Raw genomic sequence first — 17,761 nt, 5'->3', positions numbered from 1 at the left:
CGCCTGCCCGGGCAGGTCTAACCTTGGCGACCATGCACCGTGTGCTTGCCGTAGTAACCGCCCGCAGCGGGGTCTGATCCAGACCGACCCCCCGCTGTGGGTCGAAAACTACGCCGTCGGTCAGCCTCCTCTGGACGAGAAGACCGATTCACATGAGTCCGCACAGCACCACAATCTTTGAACCTGCTCCGCGCTTCTGCGCTCCGCTGCCCGCGGAACTGCGCCAACACGCCCAAACGATGTCGTGGAGCGCATTCACCGACACATTCAGCCCCAGCGGCGGACCCGTTCGGCTGGGGTCGTGGGAGTGCGACAACCGCTCCTCCCGGTCGGGTCCGCAGCCGCACCGATTCTGCGCGACGCTTGCCGTGGGCGACCGCATCGAGAGTGCGACCGTGCACGCCAGTGGTCCGGTCGCAGCGCTGACCGCGATGCTCTACGACCGGGGTATCGGCGTCGAGATGACCCGATTCCACCAGTTGGCCGCCGGGTCGCACACCGCGACCTTTGTGCAGGGCAGCGACGGACGACGCCGGGAATGGGCGATGGGCTGGGCGGAGGATCCCACCCAGTCGGCGCTGCGCGCCGTCATCGCCTGCGCGAACCGGCTGATCGGCTGACCGCCGATCAGTGCAGCGGACGCAGCACGATCGGCATGCCGTCCATCGGCACGGGCATGCCCGCGTAGTCGTAGTGGGGCTGGTAGCCCGGGTGCGGGAGCTCGAGGCGGTACTTGCGCAACAGGCGATGCATGACGGTCTTGATCTCCAGCTGCCCGAAAACCATCCCGATGCACTTGTGCGCGCCGCCGCCGAACGGAGCGAACGCGTAGCGATGCCGCTTGTGCTCGTTGCGCGGCTCGGCGAAGCGATCAGGGTCGAACTTCTCCGGATCGGTCCACAGCTCGGGCAGCCGGTGGTTCAGTCCGGGCCAGACGTTGACGTTGGTGCCGGCCGGGATGAAGAAGCCCAGCAGTTCGGTGTCGCGCACCGCCTGGCGCACGTTGAACGGCAGCGGAGTGACCATCCGCAGCGACTCGTTGATCACCAGGTCGAGGGTTTCCAGCTTCTCCAGCGCCTCGATATCCAGCGGCCCGTCGCCGAGCCGGTCGGACTCGTCGCGGCAGCGTTCCTGCCATTCGGGGTTCGCGGCGAGTTGGTTGGCCATCGTCGTCAGCGTCGACGTCGAAGTGTCGTGTGCGGCCATCATCAGGAAGATCATGTGGTTGACGATGTCGTCGTCGGTGAACGTGTTGCCGTCGTCGTCGGCGGTGTGGCAGAGCACCGTCAACATGTCGGTGCCCTCGGCGTTGCGGCGTTCCTTGAGCCGCTCGCTGAAGTAGTCCTCCAGTACCTTGCGGGCCTGCAGTCCACGCCACCACTTGAACGGCGGAACGGAGGTGCGGATGATCGCCCCACCGGCGCGGGTGGTCATGGTGAACGCCGCGTTCACCTTGGTCACCAGGTCATGGTCGGATCCGGGCTCGTGGCCCATGAACACCACCGACGCGATGTCCAGGGTGAGCTCCTTGACCGCCGGGTGGAACAGGAAGCGCGGGTCGTTGGCCACCCAGTCGTCGGCGATGACCTGCGAGGCGACCCGGTCGATGTGCTCGACGTAGCCGGACAGCCGGGTGCGGGTGAACGCCTCCTGCATGATGCGCCGGTGGTACATGTGCTCGTCGAAGTCGAGCATCATCAGGCCGCGGTTGAAGAACGGCCCGATGACCGGATGCCAGCCCTTCTGGGAGAAGTCCTTGTTCTTGTTGGAGAACACCGCCTGGGTGGCGTCGGGTCCCAATGCGGTGACCGCGGGCAGGGCCGGGGAGTAGGCGTAGTGGATCGGTCCGTACTTGCGGTAGACCTGCATCAGATATTCGGGGCCGCCGCGAAAGGTCTCGATCATGTGGCCGAGCAGCGGGAGCCCCGAATCGCCCATGACCGTCTTGAGGCCGCTGCCAGCGGGCGCCTTGGCCAGCTCGAACTGCGGCCAATCGCGCTCACGGAGCCGCTTTTCGACCGCACCCATGCCGGGGATGGTGTTGAGGGTGGGCGTGAATCGGCGACGAGCCTGATCCAGCAGGTAGTGGGGGGTACTGATGGTCGCCATCGACGCTCCTCGGGAAACAGAGAACAGGCATTCTTGCCGGCCGGATGTGGCCGGCACCACAGGTTTGCTCCATCCTGGCCAACTTTCTTGACGCATGTCAAGTTTCACTTCGCCCCCGGCGTGGTGCAAGGTGAACGGGTGACCGCTCAGCAAGACCCCGTCGAGGCGCCGCGTCGCCGTGGCGACAAGCAGCGGCACGCCATCGTCCAGGCGGTTCGCGAGCTGCTCGAAGAGAAGCCGTTCGCCGAGCTCTCGGTCAGCACGATCAGCGATCGGGCCGGGGTCGCGCGTTCCGGCTTCTACTTCTACTTCGACTCCAAGTACGCCGTGCTGGCCCACATCGTCGGCGAGGCCGCCCACGAACTCGAGGAACTCACCCACTCGTTCGCCCCGCGCGGACCCGCCGAGACCCCGACGGCGTTCGCGGAACGCATGGTGCGCAGCGCCGCCGTGGTTTATGCGCACAACGATCCGGTGATGTCGGCCTGCAACGCCGCCCGCCACACCGACGCCGAGATCCGCGAGATCCTGGACCGCTACAACGACGCGGTGATCGATCAGATCGTGCCGATCGTCGAAGCCGAGATCCGCAACGGCACCGCCGACCCGATCAGCGACGACATTCACGGGCTGGTCCGGATCCTCACGGCGACAACCGCGATGACGCTCTCCGTGGAGACCGCATTCGTCGGACCGCACCGCGACCTCGACAAAGCGGTGCGCATCCTGGAAAAGCTGTGGCTGCACGCGTTGTGGGGCGGACGGGTCGGCGACTGATCGATGGCTGACGGCTTCGCGGGCAAGAGGGTGTTCATCACGGGCGCAGCCAGCGGCATCGGCCGGGCCACCGCTCTTCGGCTGGCCCGCGACGGGGCCGAGCTGTATCTGACCGATATCAACGCCGACGGCCTGGAACAGACCGTTGCCGAGGCCCGTGCGCTTGGCGCCGAGGTTCCCGAGCATCGCGCGCTGGACATCTCCGACTACGACGCGGTGGCCGGGTTCGCCGCCGACATCCACACCCGCCGGCCCGCGATGGACATCGTCATGAACATCGCCGGGATCTCGGCGTGGGGGACCGTCGATCAGCTCACCCACCACCACTGGCGGTCGATGGTCGACGTCAACCTGATGGGCCCGATCCACGTCATCGAGACGTTCCTGCCGCCGATGGTGGCCGCCGGCCGCGGCGGCCAATTGGTCAACGTGTCATCGGCAGCGGGACTGGTCGCACTGCCGTGGCATGCCGCCTACAGCGCGAGCAAGTATGGCCTGCGCGGACTTTCGGAGGTACTGCGTTTCGATCTGGCCCGCCACGACATCGGGGTCTCACTCGTGGTGCCCGGCGCCGTCGACACCCCGTTGGTGCAGACGGTCCAGATCGCCGGCGTGGATCGCGACCATCCCAAGGTGCAGCGGTGGGTCAAGCGGTTCAGTGGGCACGCTGTCTCGCCGGAGAAAGTCGCCGACAAGATCCTGGTCGGTGTGACCAAGAACCGTTTCCTGATCTACACCTCGGTCGATATTCGCGCCTTCTACGCGTTCAAACGGCTGGCGTGGTGGCCGTACAGCGTCGCGATGCGACGGGTGAACGTGTTCTTCACGCGCGTGTTGCGCCCGCGTGGAGCGACATCGAGTCCGCCGGGCTGAACCGGCGTCATCCGAGCGGGACTGTCCTACTTGGTGTTCCGGTCGATTCCCAGTGCGTCGGTCATTGTGACGAAGAGATCGGTCTGATCCGTCAGCCCGGCGACGTTGCCTGCTCGTGGACCGTAGGCGGCCAGCCGCACCTGGGTGCCGGTGTGGGTCTCGTCCTCGACGCCGACATCCGCCGACGTGCCATAACTGACGATCATCGGTGCATCGTCGGCAGTGGTCAGCACCCTGGTGAGGCCCGGATACATCACGTCGCGCACCCGCTCGATGGGCTGCTTGGAATCCTCCGACAAGGCCCGCAGGTCGTCCTCGCTGTACTCCTCGACGATCTGGCTGGTGTGCCCGTGATCGGCGGTCAAGATGACCAGTGTGTTTCCGTCCTTGCGCGCGAAGTCGAGCGCCTTGGACACCGCGGCGTCCAGGTCGACCGTCTCGCCGATCTGGCCACACGGGTCGGCGGCGTGGTCGCGCTTGTCGATCGATGCGCCTTCCACTTGGAGGAAGAAGCCTTTGTCCTTGCCGGCCTGGTTCGTCGACAAGACGTCGATGGCCTTCTGCGTCATATCGGCCAACTTCGGCACGCTCGCAGTGTGTTTGGGATTGTCAGTGCATGTCGACGCGGGCTGCAGGTAGCCCTGCCGCACGGCCGGTCCACCCGTCCAGCTCACCGGCATGTTGCCGTCGGCGAACAGCCCCAGCACCGGTGCATCCTTGTCCGCCTTGGTGACGGCGGCCAATTCGGCTGCGGTGCGGACGATCTGGTAACCGCGCTCCTTTGCCTGGACCTCGAGCGTCTTGCCCGCGAAATCTCCTCCGGCCGCGGTCTGGTTGAACGTCTCGAAGCCACCGCCGAGGGTGATGTCCGGCCGCGCCGCCAGCATCTGCTCGGTCACCGATCCCGGGCCGCCGCTTTCCAGCGTCTCGGTCTTGCAGTCCTTCGCCGTCTCCTCGGGCCCGTAGCAATCCCGTTCGCTGATGTGGGAGAACAGCGCCGCAGGGGTGGCATCCTGGATTGCGGCAGTGCTCACGTCGCCGGTGGCGAAGCCCTGGGCCTTGGCCAGCTCCAGGATGGTGGCGTGTTTGGCGCCCTTGATGTCGATGCCGAGCGCCCCGTTGTAGGTCTTGACGCCGGTGGACCAGCCGGTGGCACTTGCCGCCGAGTCGGTGACGTAGTTGGGTTTGCCGTTCTTGTGTAAGGCGTAGGTGGTGTACTGCCCCGTCAGCGGGAGTGCGTCGATACCGTCGAAAGCGCCCGCGGCACCCTTCGCGTAGTTGCGGGCGATGGTGATCTCCGAATCGCCCATACCGTCGCCGATGAGAAGGATGATGTTTTTCGCCTTGGCGTCAGAGATGTTCGCGCTCAGGGCTTTCGACTGGTCGCCGGACAACCTGCGGGCCCCACCAGGGGCCGCGATGTCACCGTGGGCGGCACGGCTGACCGTGTCCCCGACGGAACTCTTCTGATCGGTGCCGGCGCATGCCGCCAGTGGTAGGACCACCACGACGCCGACGATCGCTGTCACTCTCCCGTATCTGCTGGCGGCCACCCGATGCTCCTTGTCTGCTGTGTATTGCCTGGGGATTCAACGGGGTTCAGGTGAACGCCGATCGACCAGGAAGCAAACGGTTCGGCCAGGTTTGGCTACGCGGGTGAGGCCAGTTCCAGGCGCACCCCGAGCAGGCGCACCGGCCGGTCGAGGTCGAAGAGGTCGAGCACGCGCAGTGCAGCGGTCGTGATCACCTCGCCGGCGACGGTCGGCTCGTCGAGTTTGCGGATCTTGGTGCGGGTGTAGAACGTGTTGGTGCGCACCGTGACCGCCACCCGGGTGACGATGCGCGACTGGGCGACGACGTCGGTGAGCGCGTGGCGCGCGAGATCGACGATCGCGGCGTCCATGTCGGCGCGCTCGGTCAGGTCGCGCGGAAATGTCATGACGTGACTGCGGGACCGCGGAATCCACGGCTCGGCGCTGACCGTCGTGTCGCCGCCGCCTTTGGCCAGCAGTAACAGCCAGAGGCCGGTGCGCGGTCCGAACGTCGCGGTGAGCAATTCGGCATCGGCTGACGCGAGCTCTCGCACCGTCGTAATACCGAGGGCGGCAAGCTTTTTCGTGGTCTTCGGTCCGACACCCCACAGCGCGTCCACCGGGCGGGCGCCCATCTGCTCCATCCAGTTGGTATCGGTGAGGGTGTACACGCCGTCCGGTTTGCCGAAGCCGGTCGCGACCTTGGCCCGCTGTTTGTTGTCGCTGATGCCCACCGAACAGACCAGCCCGGTCTCGGCGGCGATCACGGTGCGGATCCGCTCGGCCAGCTCCACCGGGTCGGCGACCCGGGCGCCGACGTAGGCCTCGTCCCAGCCCCACACCTCGACCGGGTGGCCGAGATCGCGGAGCAGACCCATCACCTGGTCGGAGGCTTCGTCGTAGGCGGGCGGATCCGAGGGCAGGAACGTCGCATCCGGACACTTGCGTGCTGCGCTACGCAACGGCATCCCCGCGTGCACGCCGAAGCCGCGGGCCTCATACGACGCACAGGTCACGACCTTGCGTGGCTCGGTGGGATCGCCACTGCCGCCGACGATCACCGGTAGGCCCACGAGTTCGGGGTGGCGGCGCAGTTCGACCGAGGCCAGGAACTGATCGAGGTCGACGTGCAGGACCCAGTCGCGGGCGGGTGGTGCAGTCACGTCCCGCACAGCTTGCGCGCAACGCTGTCCCACGCATCGCCCAGGGTGTCCAGCGAGCGGCCCCGATCGAGGAGCTGGCGGCTGACGTAGTCGGCGTCGAGCAGCGCGAGCAGCGCATCGGCCTGCGCGTCGAGATCGCCGGTGCTGCCTGCGGCCTGCAGAAGCACCCGGATGTGGGTGTGCATCACCGCGAACGGCGCACTGTAACGGGAATCGGGATCGCGGTTGGCGTCGAGAAGCAGGTCGCGGTGGGTTTGCACGAAGCGCAGCCGTTCGCGCCCGAAGGCCAGAAGTCGTTGCAGCGGTGGGGCCTCCGGGCCCAGTGGAGCCGGCCCGAACAGGAAGGCCTGCTGGATCGCGCGCTCGTCCTCGTCGAGCAGGACCATCATCAGCCCGGCGCGGCTGCCGAAGCGCCGGAACAACGTGCCCTTGCCGACACCCGCGGCGGCGGCGATGTCGTCCATGGAGACCGCATCGGCGCCTCGTTCGGCGATCAGGGTGCGGGCCGCGTCGAGCAGCAGCAGCCGGTTTCGGGCGGCGTCGCCCCGTTCCTGCGGCGCGGACAGGGGCAGCTCATTGGCCCCGGAGATCGCGCTCACTCTCACACTTTAGCTCAGCGGGAAATAAACCGGACCATGGTCCGGTTCTGCCGTGGGAGGATCGCGAACGACTGAAGGGATTGCGACATGGCGGACATCAATGTGCTGGCACTCGTAGGCAGCTTGCGGGCGGCCTCGGTCAATCGCCAGCTGGCAGAGCTCGCGGCGGAAGCGGCGCCGGACGGTGTCACCGTCACCGTGTATGACGGGCTGGGAGACCTGCCGCACTACAACGAGGACCTCGACACCGAGGATGCCCCCGCTCCCGTGGTGGCGTTGCGGGCCGCGGCCGCGCAGGCCGACGCGGCACTGGTGGTGACCCCGGAATACAACGGGAGCATTCCCGGTGTGCTCAAGAACGCGATCGACTGGTTGTCGCGTCCGTACGGCAACGGCGCGCTGAAGGACAAGCCGCTGGCGGTCATCGGGTCGGCCCTCGGTCAATACGGCGGGGTCTGGGCGCACGACGAGACCCGCAAGTCGTTCGGTATCGCCGGCCCCAGGGTGGTGGAGTCGCTGAAGCTGTCGGTGCCGTCCACGACCTTCGACGGCAAGCATCCGCGGGAGAACTCCGACGTGTCCGCCGCGGTGCGTGACGTGGTCGGCAAGCTCGCCGCCGAGGTGGGCTGATACACCACCCCGCTCGCACGAGGCCGCCGGTGCTGTGCACCGGTGGCCTTTTGCTATTCGACGTCCCGTCATGGCCGCGCCCGGCCGCGGTGTCGGTGCCCAGTGGTACATCTAGGCCTCGTTGGTGCCGTACGGCGTGTTGTGACATGCGACACGCCGGGCGGGGAAGGGGTGAAGGGCTTACGACCAGGGAATTTCAGAATTGTTATTCAGAACATGTTGTATCTCTTCGTGCTGTCGGACACTAGGTGTAGTGTTCGACAGGCCGACAGACCAAAAAGTCACAGGTCCGCCGGATCGCCGGAACCGAAGCTGAGATGTCGGTCCGAGCGGCTCCGCCGGTCAGGAATTTCACGGTCCGACAGCTCGCTGAATGTTCATGAGTGCCTGCGCACAGCCAGTCCGCCTGAGTACATCTCTATGTTTCGCTGAGGAGCCATACCGCAGATGACCATCACCGTCTACACCAAGCCCGCCTGCGTGCAGTGCAACATGACCTACAAGGCCCTGGACAAGTCGGGTCTGACCTACGACGTCGTCGACATCACCGAGGACGCGGAGGCCCGCGACTACGTGATGGCGATGGGTTACCTGCAGGCTCCGGTCGTCGTTGCCGGCGGCGATCACTGGTCGGGCTTCCGGCCGGATCGGATCAAGGCCCTCTCCGGTGCCGCACTGAGCGCTTAGCGGTCTGGGCGCCACGGAAAGAGATGTGATGAATCCGGATGGCGGCCCCAGCCTGGCGGGCCCGGAGCGGTTGGTGTACTTCTCGAGCGTTTCGGAGAACACCCACCGCTTCGTGCAGAAGCTGGGCGTGCCGGCCATCCGGATTCCCCTTCACGAGCACATCGAGGTGCACGGGCCCTACGTCCTGCTCCTGCCGACCTACGGCAGGGGGCGGGGGGACAGCCCACACCTCGAGGCCAAGGGATACGTCCCCAAGCAGGTCATCAAGTTTTTAAACAATCCGCACAATCGGTCCTTGATCCGCGGCGTGATCGGGGCAGGCAACACTCAATTCGGTGCCGAATACTGCTTCGCGGCGACGCTGGTCGCGCACAAGTGCAGGGTGCCGAATCTATATCGCTTCGAAATGATGGGCACCGCTGAGGACGTCGAAGCCGTCCGTGCGGAGTTAACGAAATTCTGGAAGGACGAGGACACGTGCCACCTACAGTCACAGCTGCTGAGCCTGTAACGACGTCAGGGCACGCGTTGCCGGGGGAGACCGACTACCACGCGCTCAACGCGATGCTGAATCTGTACGACGCCGACGGCAAGATCCAGTTCGACATGGATCGTCTGGCCGCGCGTCAGTACTTCCTCGAGCACGTGAACCAGAACACCGTGTTCTTTCACAATCAGGACGAGAAGCTCGACTACCTGATTCGCGAGAACTATTACGAGCGTGAGGTTCTCGATCAGTACTCGCGCAACTTCGTCAAGACGCTGACCGACCGCGCGTACGCCAAGAAGTTTCGGTTCCCGACCTTCCTCGGCGCGTTCAAGTACTACACCTCGTACACGCTGAAGACGTTCGACGGGAAGCGTTACCTCGAGCGGTTCGAGGACCGCGTGGTGATGGTTGCGCTGACGCTGGCCGCCGGTGACACCACGCTGGCCGAGAAGCTGGTCGACGAGATCATCGACGGACGGTTCCAGCCGGCCACCCCGACATTCCTGAACTCGGGCAAGGCGCAGCGCGGCGAGCCGGTGAGCTGCTTCCTGCTGCGCATCGAGGACAACATGGAGTCGATCGGCCGTTCGATCAACTCCGCGCTGCAGCTGTCCAAGCGCGGTGGCGGAGTTGCCCTGCTACTGACCAACATTCGCGAGCATGGCGCACCGATCAAGAACATCGAGAACCAGAGCTCGGGCGTCATCCCGATCATGAAGCTGCTGGAGGACTCGTTCTCCTACGCCAACCAGCTCGGAGCCCGTCAAGGTGCCGGCGCGGTCTACCTGCACGCGCATCACCCCGACATCTACCGCTTCCTGGACACCAAGCGGGAGAACGCCGACGAGAAGATCCGCATCAAGACCCTCTCGCTGGGTGTGGTGATTCCCGACATCACCTTCGAGCTGGCCAAGAAGAACGAGGACATGTACCTGTTCTCGCCGTACGACGTCGAGCGTGTGTACGGCGTTCCGTTCGCCGACATCTCGGTCACCGAGAAGTACCACGAGATGGTCGACGACGCGCGGATCCGCAAGACCAAGATCAAGGCTCGCGAGTTCTTCCAGACGCTGGCCGAGCTGCAGTTCGAGTCGGGCTACCCCTACATCATGTTCGAGGACACGGTCAATCGAGCTAATCCCATTGATGGCAAGATCACGCACTCCAACCTGTGCTCGGAAATCCTGCAGGTGTCGACGCCGTCGGTGTTCAACGAGGATCTGTCGTATTCCAAGGTGGGCAAGGACATCTCCTGCAACCTGGGTTCGCTGAACATCGCCAAGGCGATGGACTCACCGGACTTCGCGCAGACCATCGAGGTGGCCATTCGCGGGTTGACCGCGGTGAGCGATCAGACGCACATCTGGTCGGTCCCCTCGATCGAGCAGGGCAACAACGACTCGCACGCCATCGGCTTGGGCCAGATGAACCTGCACGGATACCTTGCGCGCGAACGGATCTTCTACGGATCTGAAGAGGGCATCGACTTCACCAACATGTACTTCTACACGGTGCTCTACCACGCGCTGCGCGCGTCGAACAAGCTCGCCATCGAGCGGGGCACCACGTTCAAGGGCTTCGAGAAGTCGAAGTACGCCAGCGGTGAGTTCTTCGACAAGTACACCGATCAGGTGTGGGAGCCGGCAACCGAGCGGGTGCGCGAGCTCTTCTCCAAGGCGGGCATTCGCATTCCGACCCAAGAGGATTGGTTGCGGCTCAAGGAATCGGTGCAGAAGAACGGCATCTACAACCAGAACCTGCAGGCGGTGCCGCCGACCGGATCGATCTCTTACATCAACCACTCGACATCGTCGATCCACCCGGTGGCGAGCAAGGTCGAGATCCGCAAGGAAGGCAAGATCGGCCGCGTCTACTACCCGGCGCCCTACATGACCAACGACAACCTGGAGTACTACCAGGACGCGTACGAGATCGGCTACGAGAAGATCATCGACACGTACGCCGCCGCCACTCAGCATGTGGACCAAGGGCTTTCGCTGACGCTGTTCTTCAAGGACACCGCCGATACCCGCGAGGTCAACAAGGCGCAGATCTACGCCTGGCGCAAGGGGATCAAGACGCTCTACTACATCCGCCTTCGCCAGATGGCGCTGGAGGGGACTGAAGTGGAGGGTTGCGTCAGCTGCATGCTGTAAGCTGAGCTAAGTAAAAGTCAGGCCAGGGGTATTACCCCTGGCCTGACTTTTTCCCGGGTAGACGGTGTATCCAAGAGTCGCCACGAGGATGGCGAACTTGATCGACGCTGCCACCTGGGCGCGCCGCGCGTTGACGGCGACGTCCCGGTGGTCGAGCACTCGCAGCAGCGCGACGCCCTCGACCGCATCGCCCGCGACCGCACCGGCGGCCAGGGCTGATAGCCAGGCCGGATGACCCCGGCGTCGACGCCGACGGTCGACGAGCAATGCCAACAGGATTCCGTAGCTCGTCATGTAGCCGAAGTCGAGCCACATCGACCTGCGGGCCGCGTGTATGCCCTCCTCGCCCCACCGGGCCATGATGCCTTCCGCCTTGGCGGCTGAGCCCGCGAGTTCGAACGGGATGATGCCGGGTCCGCCGGTGGCCTGCATCTGACGATCCAACCGGAGCATCACCGCGGAATAGCCCACATAGCCCGCGGTGGCCACTGCGATCGGGTGCTCACGCACCCACGTTGGAAGGTAGGTCATGGAGGGCAGGGTACGGCTCGTCGCATCGACTCAGAACTGAGAGCGAGACTGACGGCGACATCGTCGCTCTCAGTTCTGTATCGACGACGTTCCATCCACGATGAGTTTCGCGCGCCCGGCCGGTCTAAGTCTCCGACGGCATTCAGCCGGATCCCGCAGACGCCCCGGAGGCACCCATGCACTCAATGCTGTTCGTCAACCTGCCCGTCGCCGACGTCGAGCGCTCGCGAAAGTTCTTCGCCGGCCTCGGATATGCGATCAACGAACAGTTCAGTGGGGAGACCGCCGTCACGCTCGTACTGGGGGACAACCAGTTCGCGATGCTGCTGCAGCGCGACGCCTTCGACTCGCTGCACCCGCTAGAGACCGCCGACGCGGCCAAGGTCAAAGAATGCGTGGTCTGCCTCGGCGTCGACAGTCGTGGCGCGGTGGATGCTTTGGTGAATCGAGCGATCGCCGCGGGCGGGACCGACGGGGATTCCGAAGATCATGGGTCCATGTACGGACGCAGTTACAACGACCTCGACGGCCATTCCTGGCAGATCTTCTGGACCGACGACGCGGCGTGACGCCTTCAGCGGGCCTTGTCCGCGTGCAGCGCCTTCAGCCGCCGCTGCTCGGCCAGCACGTTCTGGTAGCTCTCGCGTTCGGCGACCAGCCAGTCCGGCTTCTCGGCGAGCAGCGCATCGATCTGCTCGGTGGTCAGCGCATCGGTCACTCCACCGCGCGCAAGCCCCGCGATCGACACGCCCAGCTTGGCCGCCACCAGGTTCTTCGGGTGCGGCCCGTTCTTGCGGAGATCGGTCAGCCACTGCGGCGGGTCGGCCTGTAGAGCTGCCAGCTCGTCGCGGGTGATCGCATTCGCCTGGAACTCCGCGGGCGTCGCCGGCAGGTACACGTCCAGCTTCTTCGCCGCGGTGGCGGGTTTCATCGACTGCGCGTTCGGCCTGCTCATGGCACGAGCCTATCGGTAGCCTGAGTCGGTGACCCAGTCCTCGCTCACCGTCGGGTATGTGCCCGGAGCGACGCCGGCGAAGTGGGCGCGGACCTGGGCCGAGCGCCATCCCGATGTTCCGCTGACGCTGCGTGCCGTCACCGCGGCGGACGCGGCCGCCGGGGTGCGCCACGGGACCGTCGACGTCGCGTTGCTGCGCCCGCGGGCCGACACCTCGGGACTGTCCATCATCCCGCTCTACAAGGAGACGACGGTGGCCGTGGTGCCGACCGATCACCTCCTGAGCGCCGCCGACGAGATCACCGCGGCCGACCTCACCGACGAACCGATACTGCTGCCACTCGACGACGTCGTCTGCTGGGCGGACACTCCGGGCACTGCGATCGATCACCGCCCCGAAACCACCGAGGCTGCAATCGAACTCGCCGCCGCGGGGTTGGGCGTGCTGATCGTCCCGCAGTCGCTGGCCCGGCTGTACCACCGTCGCGACCTCACGTACCGCCTGATTGTCGACGCGCCGACTTGTCCAGTGGCGCTTGCCTTCCCAGCGGGACAACCGTCGGCATTGGTCGAAGAGTTCACCGGGATCGTGCGGGGGCGCAAACCGGGTTCGTCGCGCGGGCAGACGCAGCCGACTCCGAAGCGCACCGCGCGAGAGAAGACGCTCGCCAAGCAAGCCGCTCGCGCCGCCGCCGGAAAGGTCGCCCGTAAGCCGGACGCCCCCAAGCGGCGGCGGCCTTAACCGTCGTGTGACGCCTTTTTACCTGGTCAACACATACGTTCCCCGATACTCGAACCATGACCGTGCTGACGCATGTTCCGGCCACCACATCCCCGGCGGACCTTGCCGACCATCTGCGCCGCGACGGTTACGTGATCGTCGACAACCTGGTTCCGGACTCCTTGATGGACACGATCGGCGACGAACTCGCGCCCTACCTCGACGCGACGCCGATGGGCTACAACGCGATGATCGGTCGCAAGACCCGGCGAACCGGTGCGCTGATCGCCCGGTCCCCGGCTTGCCGCACGCTGATCCAGAATCCGTCCATCCTCGGGGTCTGCGAGGACTTCCTCGGCCATGCCAGCGCATTTCAGCTGATGCTCACCCAGGTGATCTCGATCGAGCCGGGCGAAACCGACCAGTCACTGCACCGCGACCAGAACGCCTTCGACTTCTACCCATTCCCGGACGACTACCACGTGCAGTGCAACACGCTGTGGGCGATGACCGACTACACCGCAGAGATGGGCGCGACCAGGGTGGTGCCGGGCAGTCAGGTGGGCGACAAGAAGCCGACCGACTATGCCGACGACGAATGCGTGCAGGCGGAGATGTCGCGGGGGTCGGTGCTGCTCTACTCCGGCAAGATCGTGCACAGCGGTGCCGCCAACCGCAGTGACCAGGTGCGGCGCGCCATCAACGTGAACTACAGCGTCGGCTGGGTCCGTCAGGAGGAGAACCAATTCCTCTCGGTACCACTGGAAGTCGCACGCGACCTCGAGGACGATCTGCTGAAGCTGATCGGCTATCAGGAGGGCGCGTGGGCCATGGGGTACTTCCGTGACTTCGAGGATCCGTTGCGCGCGATTCGCGGTGACCGTGTTGCCTACGCGTTCGATGCGGCCAAGCTGACCGGCGATGCGGGCGCGGCCTTCGCTGACCAGCTCACCCACAGTGAGTGATATCGCGGTTAACTAGAGCCATGTCCGCACTCATGCCGGCCGCGTTCATCGGGCACGGCAGTCCGATGAACGCCCTGGAGCTCAACCGCTATACCTCGGCGTGGCAGGCGTTCGGACGGGCGGTGCACGCATCAGCCGGGCGGCCGCGGGCGATCCTCGTCGTGAGTGCGCACTGGTACATCAACGCCACCGCCGTCACCGCGATGGCGGTGCCGCGGACCATCCACGATTTCTACGGCTTTCCCACCGAACTCTTCGACGTGCAGTACCCGGCACCGGGCCTGCCGGAGCTTGCCGAGGAGATCGCCGATGTCGTGGAGCCGACGTGGGTGGGAGCCGACGTCGACAGCTGGGGGATCGACCACGGCACTTGGTCGGTGCTCGTGCACGCTTTCCCGGAGGCATCGGTGCCGGTCGTGCAATTGGCGATCAACGCCTATAAACCGCTGGAGTATCACCTCGCGCTGGGCGCCAAGCTTGCCGCGCTACGTGAGCGGGGAGTGCTGATCCTGGGCAGCGGCAACGTCGTGCATAACCTGGCCGGGATGGATCCGACGCTGCAGGACAGGGCTTTTGACTGGGCGCAGCGCTTCGACGATCAGTCGCGGGCGCAGGTGCTGACCGATCCGGCCGACGCGGTCCGGCTGCGCGAGCACCCGGACTACGCGGCCGCGGTGCCGACGCCAGACCACTTTCTGCCGCTGTTGTACTTCGCGGGAGTGGCTGCCGATCACGCGGAGAAGGTCGGCGTGCTCACCGATGGCTGCGCCTACGGTTCGCTGTCGATGACGTCGTACACACTGGGCCTCGACGTCGTGCCGCCAGTGGATGACGACGGTGGCGCCGCCGCGCCGGCCCGCGGCGTTCCGGTTGACGAGTCGAACATCTAGCCGATCTACGCCCGTAGACTTGCACCGTGATGGAGCTGCGAACGTACGCATTGGCCGACACCGCGGCCCTGGAGGGTTACGTCTCCGAGTTCTGGCCTCGCCACATTCGCACGCTGGGCAAGTACGGCATCATTGTGCACGGCGTGTGGACCGAACCGTCTGTCGCAGAGCCACGCGTCCTCGCGCTCGTCGACTATTCGAGCGGCGACCCGGGCGCTCTGGCGGAGCGTTATGCCAACAGCGAGGACTTCATCGAAGACCACCGGCAATTCGACCCATCGCTCATCGTCGCGACTCACACGCGAACCCTCGAACCCATCGCGGGTTCCCCGCTGCAGTAGCAACCCTCAGCTCCTCGACAGGACGGAGACTTCTCATGACGGCGTCCACGTCACCGACACGCAACGCGGCGGCGACCCGCGAGGCGATTCTGCGCTCGGCGATCGACAACTTCGCCCGCGCCGGCTATGACGGCGTGGGAGTGCGTCAGATCGCTCACGACGCCGGAGTCACCGCCATGCTGGTGAACAGATATTTCGGTTCGAAGGAGGGATTGTTCACCGAGGCCGTCGAAACTGCCTTCGCCACACCAGTGTTCATCGGTGAGCAGTCTGACGACCTGATCGGTGACACCGTCAAGGCGTTGGTGGCGAAGAGCGCGCCGCGGGCCGAGGCGCCGCAGCCGTTCCTGATCATGCTGAAGTCTGCGTCGAATCCGGTCGCCGTGGCGATCGTGCGGAAGGCCATCGAACGCCACGTCGGCGCACGCCTGGCCCGGCAACTCGACTCGGCTGATCGCGAGCTTCGCAGCGAGATGCTGCTCGCGGTCATCAGTGGATTGCTCATGATGCGCGGGCTGATCGGAACCCGCGCGCTGCGCACCAGCAAGTCTGCGGAGCTGGAGAAGCTGGTCGAGCCGGTAATCGCCGCGCTGATCGAAGGTTAGCAAGCCCAAACCGCGACGCCGGGAATCAACCAGCGTAAGTCTACGTTCGTATACATCGGAAGGTATACAGGTGTAGACAAGGAGGCCGCGGTGGAACTGGGATTGGCCCACAAGCGGGCGCTGGTGACCGGCTCGAGCGCCGGCCTCGGCCGCGCGATCGCCGAGATGCTTGCTGCCGAGGGCGTGTCCGTTGTGGTGCACGGGCGCGACGCCGACCGAACCGACGCCGTGGTGGCCGCCATCCGTGCGAACCACGGCGATGCCGACGCCGTACTCGGTGATCTTTCGACCGACGAGGGGGCTGCCGCGGTCGCGCAAGCGGCGGGGGACATCGACATCCTGGTCAACAATGCCGGCTACTACGACGCTGCATCGTGGGCAGACCTCCCGGCCGACGAGTGGACTCGCATCCACCAGAGCAACGTCGTATCCGTCGTGCGGATGATCGCTCACGTGGTACCTGGCATGCGGAGACGGGGCTGGGGCAGGGTGATCCAGATCGGCGGCGGTCTGGCCGTTCAACCGGTCGCGGAGCAGCCTCACTACAGTGCCACTCTGGCCGCTAGGCACAACCTGACCGTGTCGCTCGCGCGGGAGTTGTCCGGCACCGGCGTCACAGCCAACATCGTCGCTCCGGGAGTGATCCTCACCGACAGCACCCGAGACATGGTGTTGCAGGCTGCGGCCACCAACGGCTGGGGACCCACCTGGCCGGACATCGAAAATGCAGCGGCCACAACGTGGTTCCCCAACGACATCGGCCGGCTCGGGCGGCCTGAGGAGATCGCGGCCGCGGTGTGCTTCCTCGCCAGCACGCATGCCGGATACATCAGCGGTGCCGACCTTCGCGTCGACGGCGGCACCATCCGCAACGTCAACTGAACCCCACCACTGCAACGAAAGGTCATCGTCATGTCGCACGTCGTTCTCATCTCCGGAGCATCTCGCGGGCTCGGGCGCGCCATCACCGAGGCGGCTCTGAGCGCCGGGCATCGCGTCGTCGCGGGTGTTCGTTCCACAACGTCGCTCGACGACCTCGCGGCCGGCGCACCCGAGAGCCTGGCCGTCGTCGAACTGGACGTCACCAACGACGAGCAGGTCCGCGCCGCCGTGGACACCGCGATCCAACGGTGGGGGCGCCTCGACGTTCTGGTCAACAATGCCGGATACGCCAACATGGCTGCCGCCGAAGACGTCGATTTCGACGACTTTCGCGCACAGGTCGAGGCGAACTTCTTCGGCGTCGTCCGGCTCACACAGGCCGTGCTGCCCGTCATGCGTCGACAGCACACGGGCCACATCATTCAAATCTCCTCCGTCGGCGGTCGATTGGCGCGACCTGGGCTGGCCGCCTATCAGTCGGCCAAGTGGGCTGTCACCGGTTACTCCGGGGTCCTCGCCCAGGAGGTCGCCCCGCTCGGCATCAAGGTGACCGTTCTGGAACCGGGGGGAATGCGCACCGATTGGGCCGGCTCGTCGATGCGCATCGCACCGGTCCGCCCCGAGTACGAAGCAACCGTGGGCGCTGCCGCCGAGCTGAGCCAGTCCGCGAATCTCGGCGCCAGTGATCCGGTGAAAGTCGCTGCCCTGCTTCTCGATATCGTCGACATGGACGCGCCGCCCGCTCGATTGCTGGTCGGCCCCGACGCCTACCGTTATGCCACCGCTGCCGGTCGTGATCTGGGTCTGCTGCACGATCAGGTGACAGTTTCGGTCACGCGGCCTGACTGGCCGGTG

Annotated in this window: 21 protein-coding genes; 15 read left to right on the top strand and 6 right to left on the bottom strand. The window is 65.6% G+C overall.

Annotated elements, in window-relative coordinates; genetic code table 11:
* Positions 1-152 precede the first annotated feature (152 nt).
* Complete coding sequence (locus CRM90_RS21390) at positions 153-620, top strand: homocitrate synthase (RefSeq protein WP_102808944.1); 468 nt, start codon at positions 153-155, stop codon at positions 618-620.
* Between the two features lie 7 nt (positions 621-627).
* On the opposite strand, the gene CRM90_RS21385 is transcribed toward CRM90_RS21390, so the two are convergent.
* A complete protein-coding gene (locus tag CRM90_RS21385) occupies positions 628-2,109 on the bottom strand; it encodes a cytochrome P450 (protein WP_102808943.1) in 1,482 nt (493 codons plus the stop codon).
* Positions 2,110-2,247: 138 nt separating this feature from the next.
* Between CRM90_RS21385 and CRM90_RS21380 the strand changes: the two genes are divergently transcribed.
* Both CRM90_RS21380 and CRM90_RS21375 read left to right on the top strand, forming a co-directional pair.
* The gene (locus tag CRM90_RS21380; RefSeq protein WP_102808998.1) at positions 2,248-2,886 is read left to right on the top strand and encodes a TetR/AcrR family transcriptional regulator; all 639 of its coding nucleotides are present in this window, start codon (positions 2,248-2,250) and stop codon (positions 2,884-2,886) included.
* 3 nt (positions 2,887-2,889) lie between these two features.
* On the top strand, positions 2,890-3,759 hold the full coding sequence (locus CRM90_RS21375) for an SDR family oxidoreductase (protein WP_102808942.1): 870 nt from the start codon (positions 2,890-2,892) through the stop codon (positions 3,757-3,759).
* A gap of 26 nt (positions 3,760-3,785) precedes the next feature.
* Here the strand turns inward: CRM90_RS21375 and phoA are convergent, their stop codons facing one another.
* The 3 genes from phoA to CRM90_RS21360 form a co-directional block, all read right to left on the bottom strand.
* Positions 3,786-5,312: an alkaline phosphatase gene (gene phoA / locus CRM90_RS21370; RefSeq protein ID WP_102808941.1), complete on the bottom strand. Its 1,527-nt coding sequence runs from the start codon at positions 5,310-5,312 to the stop codon at positions 3,786-3,788.
* Positions 5,313-5,407: 95 nt separating this feature from the next.
* Positions 5,408-6,454, bottom strand: coding sequence for a DNA polymerase IV (locus tag CRM90_RS21365; protein WP_102808997.1), 1,047 nt, complete (start codon positions 6,452-6,454; stop codon positions 5,408-5,410).
* Complete coding sequence (locus CRM90_RS21360; RefSeq protein ID WP_199189986.1) at positions 6,451-7,053, bottom strand: TetR/AcrR family transcriptional regulator; 603 nt, start codon at positions 7,051-7,053, stop codon at positions 6,451-6,453. Before CRM90_RS21360 ends, CRM90_RS21365 begins: the two co-directional genes overlap by 4 nt.
* 87 nt (positions 7,054-7,140) lie before the next feature.
* Between CRM90_RS21360 and CRM90_RS21355 the strand changes: the two genes are divergently transcribed.
* From CRM90_RS21355 to nrdE, 4 genes are all read left to right on the top strand, one after another.
* Positions 7,141-7,683 (top strand): NAD(P)H-dependent oxidoreductase, encoded by a 543-nt coding sequence (locus CRM90_RS21355; RefSeq protein ID WP_102808939.1) that lies wholly within the window; start codon positions 7,141-7,143, stop codon positions 7,681-7,683.
* 447 nt (positions 7,684-8,130) lie between these two features.
* The gene (locus CRM90_RS21350) at positions 8,131-8,370 is read left to right on the top strand and encodes a redoxin NrdH (protein WP_102808938.1); all 240 of its coding nucleotides are present in this window, start codon (positions 8,131-8,133) and stop codon (positions 8,368-8,370) included.
* 28 nt (positions 8,371-8,398) lie between these two features.
* Positions 8,399-8,881 carry a class Ib ribonucleoside-diphosphate reductase assembly flavoprotein NrdI gene (nrdI, locus tag CRM90_RS21345; protein WP_102808996.1) on the top strand — a complete coding sequence of 161 codons (483 nt, stop codon included), beginning with the start codon at positions 8,399-8,401 and terminating at the stop codon, positions 8,879-8,881.
* Positions 8,848-11,016, top strand: a complete 2,169-nt coding sequence (nrdE, locus tag CRM90_RS21340) for a class 1b ribonucleoside-diphosphate reductase subunit alpha (protein ID WP_102808937.1) — start codon at positions 8,848-8,850, stop codon at positions 11,014-11,016. The genes nrdI and nrdE overlap by 34 nt, the downstream gene beginning before the upstream one ends.
* Positions 11,017-11,022: 6 nt before the next feature.
* Here nrdE and CRM90_RS21335 read toward each other — a convergent pair whose 3' ends face one another.
* Complete coding sequence (locus tag CRM90_RS21335) at positions 11,023-11,547, bottom strand: hypothetical protein (RefSeq protein WP_102808936.1); 525 nt, start codon at positions 11,545-11,547, stop codon at positions 11,023-11,025.
* A gap of 176 nt (positions 11,548-11,723) precedes the next feature.
* On the opposite strand from CRM90_RS21335, the gene CRM90_RS21330 reads away from it, so the two are divergent.
* A complete protein-coding gene (locus tag CRM90_RS21330; protein WP_102808935.1) occupies positions 11,724-12,116 on the top strand; it encodes a VOC family protein in 393 nt (130 codons plus the stop codon).
* Positions 12,117-12,121: 5 nt separating this feature from the next.
* On the opposite strand, the gene CRM90_RS21325 is transcribed toward CRM90_RS21330, so the two are convergent.
* Positions 12,122-12,502, bottom strand: a complete 381-nt coding sequence (locus tag CRM90_RS21325; protein WP_102808934.1) for a DUF5997 family protein — start codon at positions 12,500-12,502, stop codon at positions 12,122-12,124.
* Between the two features lie 28 nt (positions 12,503-12,530).
* Here CRM90_RS21325 and CRM90_RS21320 point away from each other — a divergent pair, with 28 nt between their 5' ends.
* The 7 genes from CRM90_RS21320 to CRM90_RS21290 form a co-directional block, all read left to right on the top strand.
* Entirely contained in the window at positions 12,531-13,244 is a 714-nt protein-coding gene (locus CRM90_RS21320) for a LysR family substrate-binding domain-containing protein (RefSeq protein ID WP_102808933.1), read from the top strand.
* Positions 13,245-13,300: 56 nt separating this feature from the next.
* Complete coding sequence (locus CRM90_RS21315) at positions 13,301-14,188, top strand: phytanoyl-CoA dioxygenase family protein (protein WP_102808932.1); 888 nt, start codon at positions 13,301-13,303, stop codon at positions 14,186-14,188.
* Positions 14,189-14,220: 32 nt separating this feature from the next.
* Positions 14,221-15,078 (top strand): 4,5-DOPA-extradiol-dioxygenase, encoded by an 858-nt coding sequence (ygiD, locus tag CRM90_RS21310; protein ID WP_102808995.1) that lies wholly within the window; start codon positions 14,221-14,223, stop codon positions 15,076-15,078.
* Positions 15,079-15,107: 29 nt separating this feature from the next.
* On the top strand, positions 15,108-15,419 hold the full coding sequence (locus CRM90_RS21305) for an NIPSNAP family protein (protein ID WP_142391415.1): 312 nt from the start codon (positions 15,108-15,110) through the stop codon (positions 15,417-15,419).
* Between the two features lie 35 nt (positions 15,420-15,454).
* Positions 15,455-16,024: a TetR/AcrR family transcriptional regulator gene (locus CRM90_RS21300; protein ID WP_102808930.1), complete on the top strand. Its 570-nt coding sequence runs from the start codon at positions 15,455-15,457 to the stop codon at positions 16,022-16,024.
* A gap of 90 nt (positions 16,025-16,114) precedes the next feature.
* The gene (locus CRM90_RS21295; RefSeq protein WP_102808929.1) at positions 16,115-16,906 is read left to right on the top strand and encodes an SDR family NAD(P)-dependent oxidoreductase; all 792 of its coding nucleotides are present in this window, start codon (positions 16,115-16,117) and stop codon (positions 16,904-16,906) included.
* Positions 16,907-16,936: 30 nt separating this feature from the next.
* On the top strand, positions 16,937-17,761 hold an 825-nt coding region (locus CRM90_RS21290), incomplete at its 3' end, for an SDR family NAD(P)-dependent oxidoreductase (RefSeq protein ID WP_102808928.1).

This window comes from Mycobacterium sp. ENV421 (assembly GCF_002887815.1).
Classification (GTDB): domain Bacteria; phylum Actinomycetota; class Actinomycetes; order Mycobacteriales; family Mycobacteriaceae; genus Mycobacterium.
Note: the sequence above shows the minus strand (reverse complement) of the source record. Positions and strands in the feature narration are given on the sequence as shown.

What these genes read in the sequence shown, in the direction of transcription:
- CRM90_RS21390 (WP_102808944.1), top strand. Translation starts at nt 153, where the DNA reads ATGAGTCCGCACAGCACCACAATCTTTGAACCTGCTCCGCGCTTCTGC.
- CRM90_RS21385 (WP_102808943.1), bottom strand. Translation starts at nt 2,109, where the DNA reads ATGGCGACCATCAGTACCCCCCACTACCTGCTGGATCAGGCTCGTCGC.
- CRM90_RS21375 (WP_102808942.1), top strand. Translation starts at nt 2,890, where the DNA reads ATGGCTGACGGCTTCGCGGGCAAGAGGGTGTTCATCACGGGCGCAGCC.
- CRM90_RS21355 (WP_102808939.1), top strand. Translation starts at nt 7,141, where the DNA reads ATGGCGGACATCAATGTGCTGGCACTCGTAGGCAGCTTGCGGGCGGCC.
- CRM90_RS21350 (WP_102808938.1), top strand. Translation starts at nt 8,131, where the DNA reads ATGACCATCACCGTCTACACCAAGCCCGCCTGCGTGCAGTGCAACATG.
- nrdI (WP_102808996.1), top strand. Translation starts at nt 8,399, where the DNA reads ATGAATCCGGATGGCGGCCCCAGCCTGGCGGGCCCGGAGCGGTTGGTG.
- CRM90_RS21335 (WP_102808936.1), bottom strand. Translation starts at nt 11,547, where the DNA reads ATGACCTACCTTCCAACGTGGGTGCGTGAGCACCCGATCGCAGTGGCC.
- CRM90_RS21330 (WP_102808935.1), top strand. Translation starts at nt 11,724, where the DNA reads ATGCACTCAATGCTGTTCGTCAACCTGCCCGTCGCCGACGTCGAGCGC.
- CRM90_RS21325 (WP_102808934.1), bottom strand. Translation starts at nt 12,502, where the DNA reads ATGAGCAGGCCGAACGCGCAGTCGATGAAACCCGCCACCGCGGCGAAG.
- CRM90_RS21315 (WP_102808932.1), top strand. Translation starts at nt 13,301, where the DNA reads ATGACCGTGCTGACGCATGTTCCGGCCACCACATCCCCGGCGGACCTT.
- ygiD (WP_102808995.1), top strand. Translation starts at nt 14,221, where the DNA reads ATGCCGGCCGCGTTCATCGGGCACGGCAGTCCGATGAACGCCCTGGAG.
- CRM90_RS21305 (WP_142391415.1), top strand. Translation starts at nt 15,108, where the DNA reads ATGGAGCTGCGAACGTACGCATTGGCCGACACCGCGGCCCTGGAGGGT.
- CRM90_RS21300 (WP_102808930.1), top strand. Translation starts at nt 15,455, where the DNA reads ATGACGGCGTCCACGTCACCGACACGCAACGCGGCGGCGACCCGCGAG.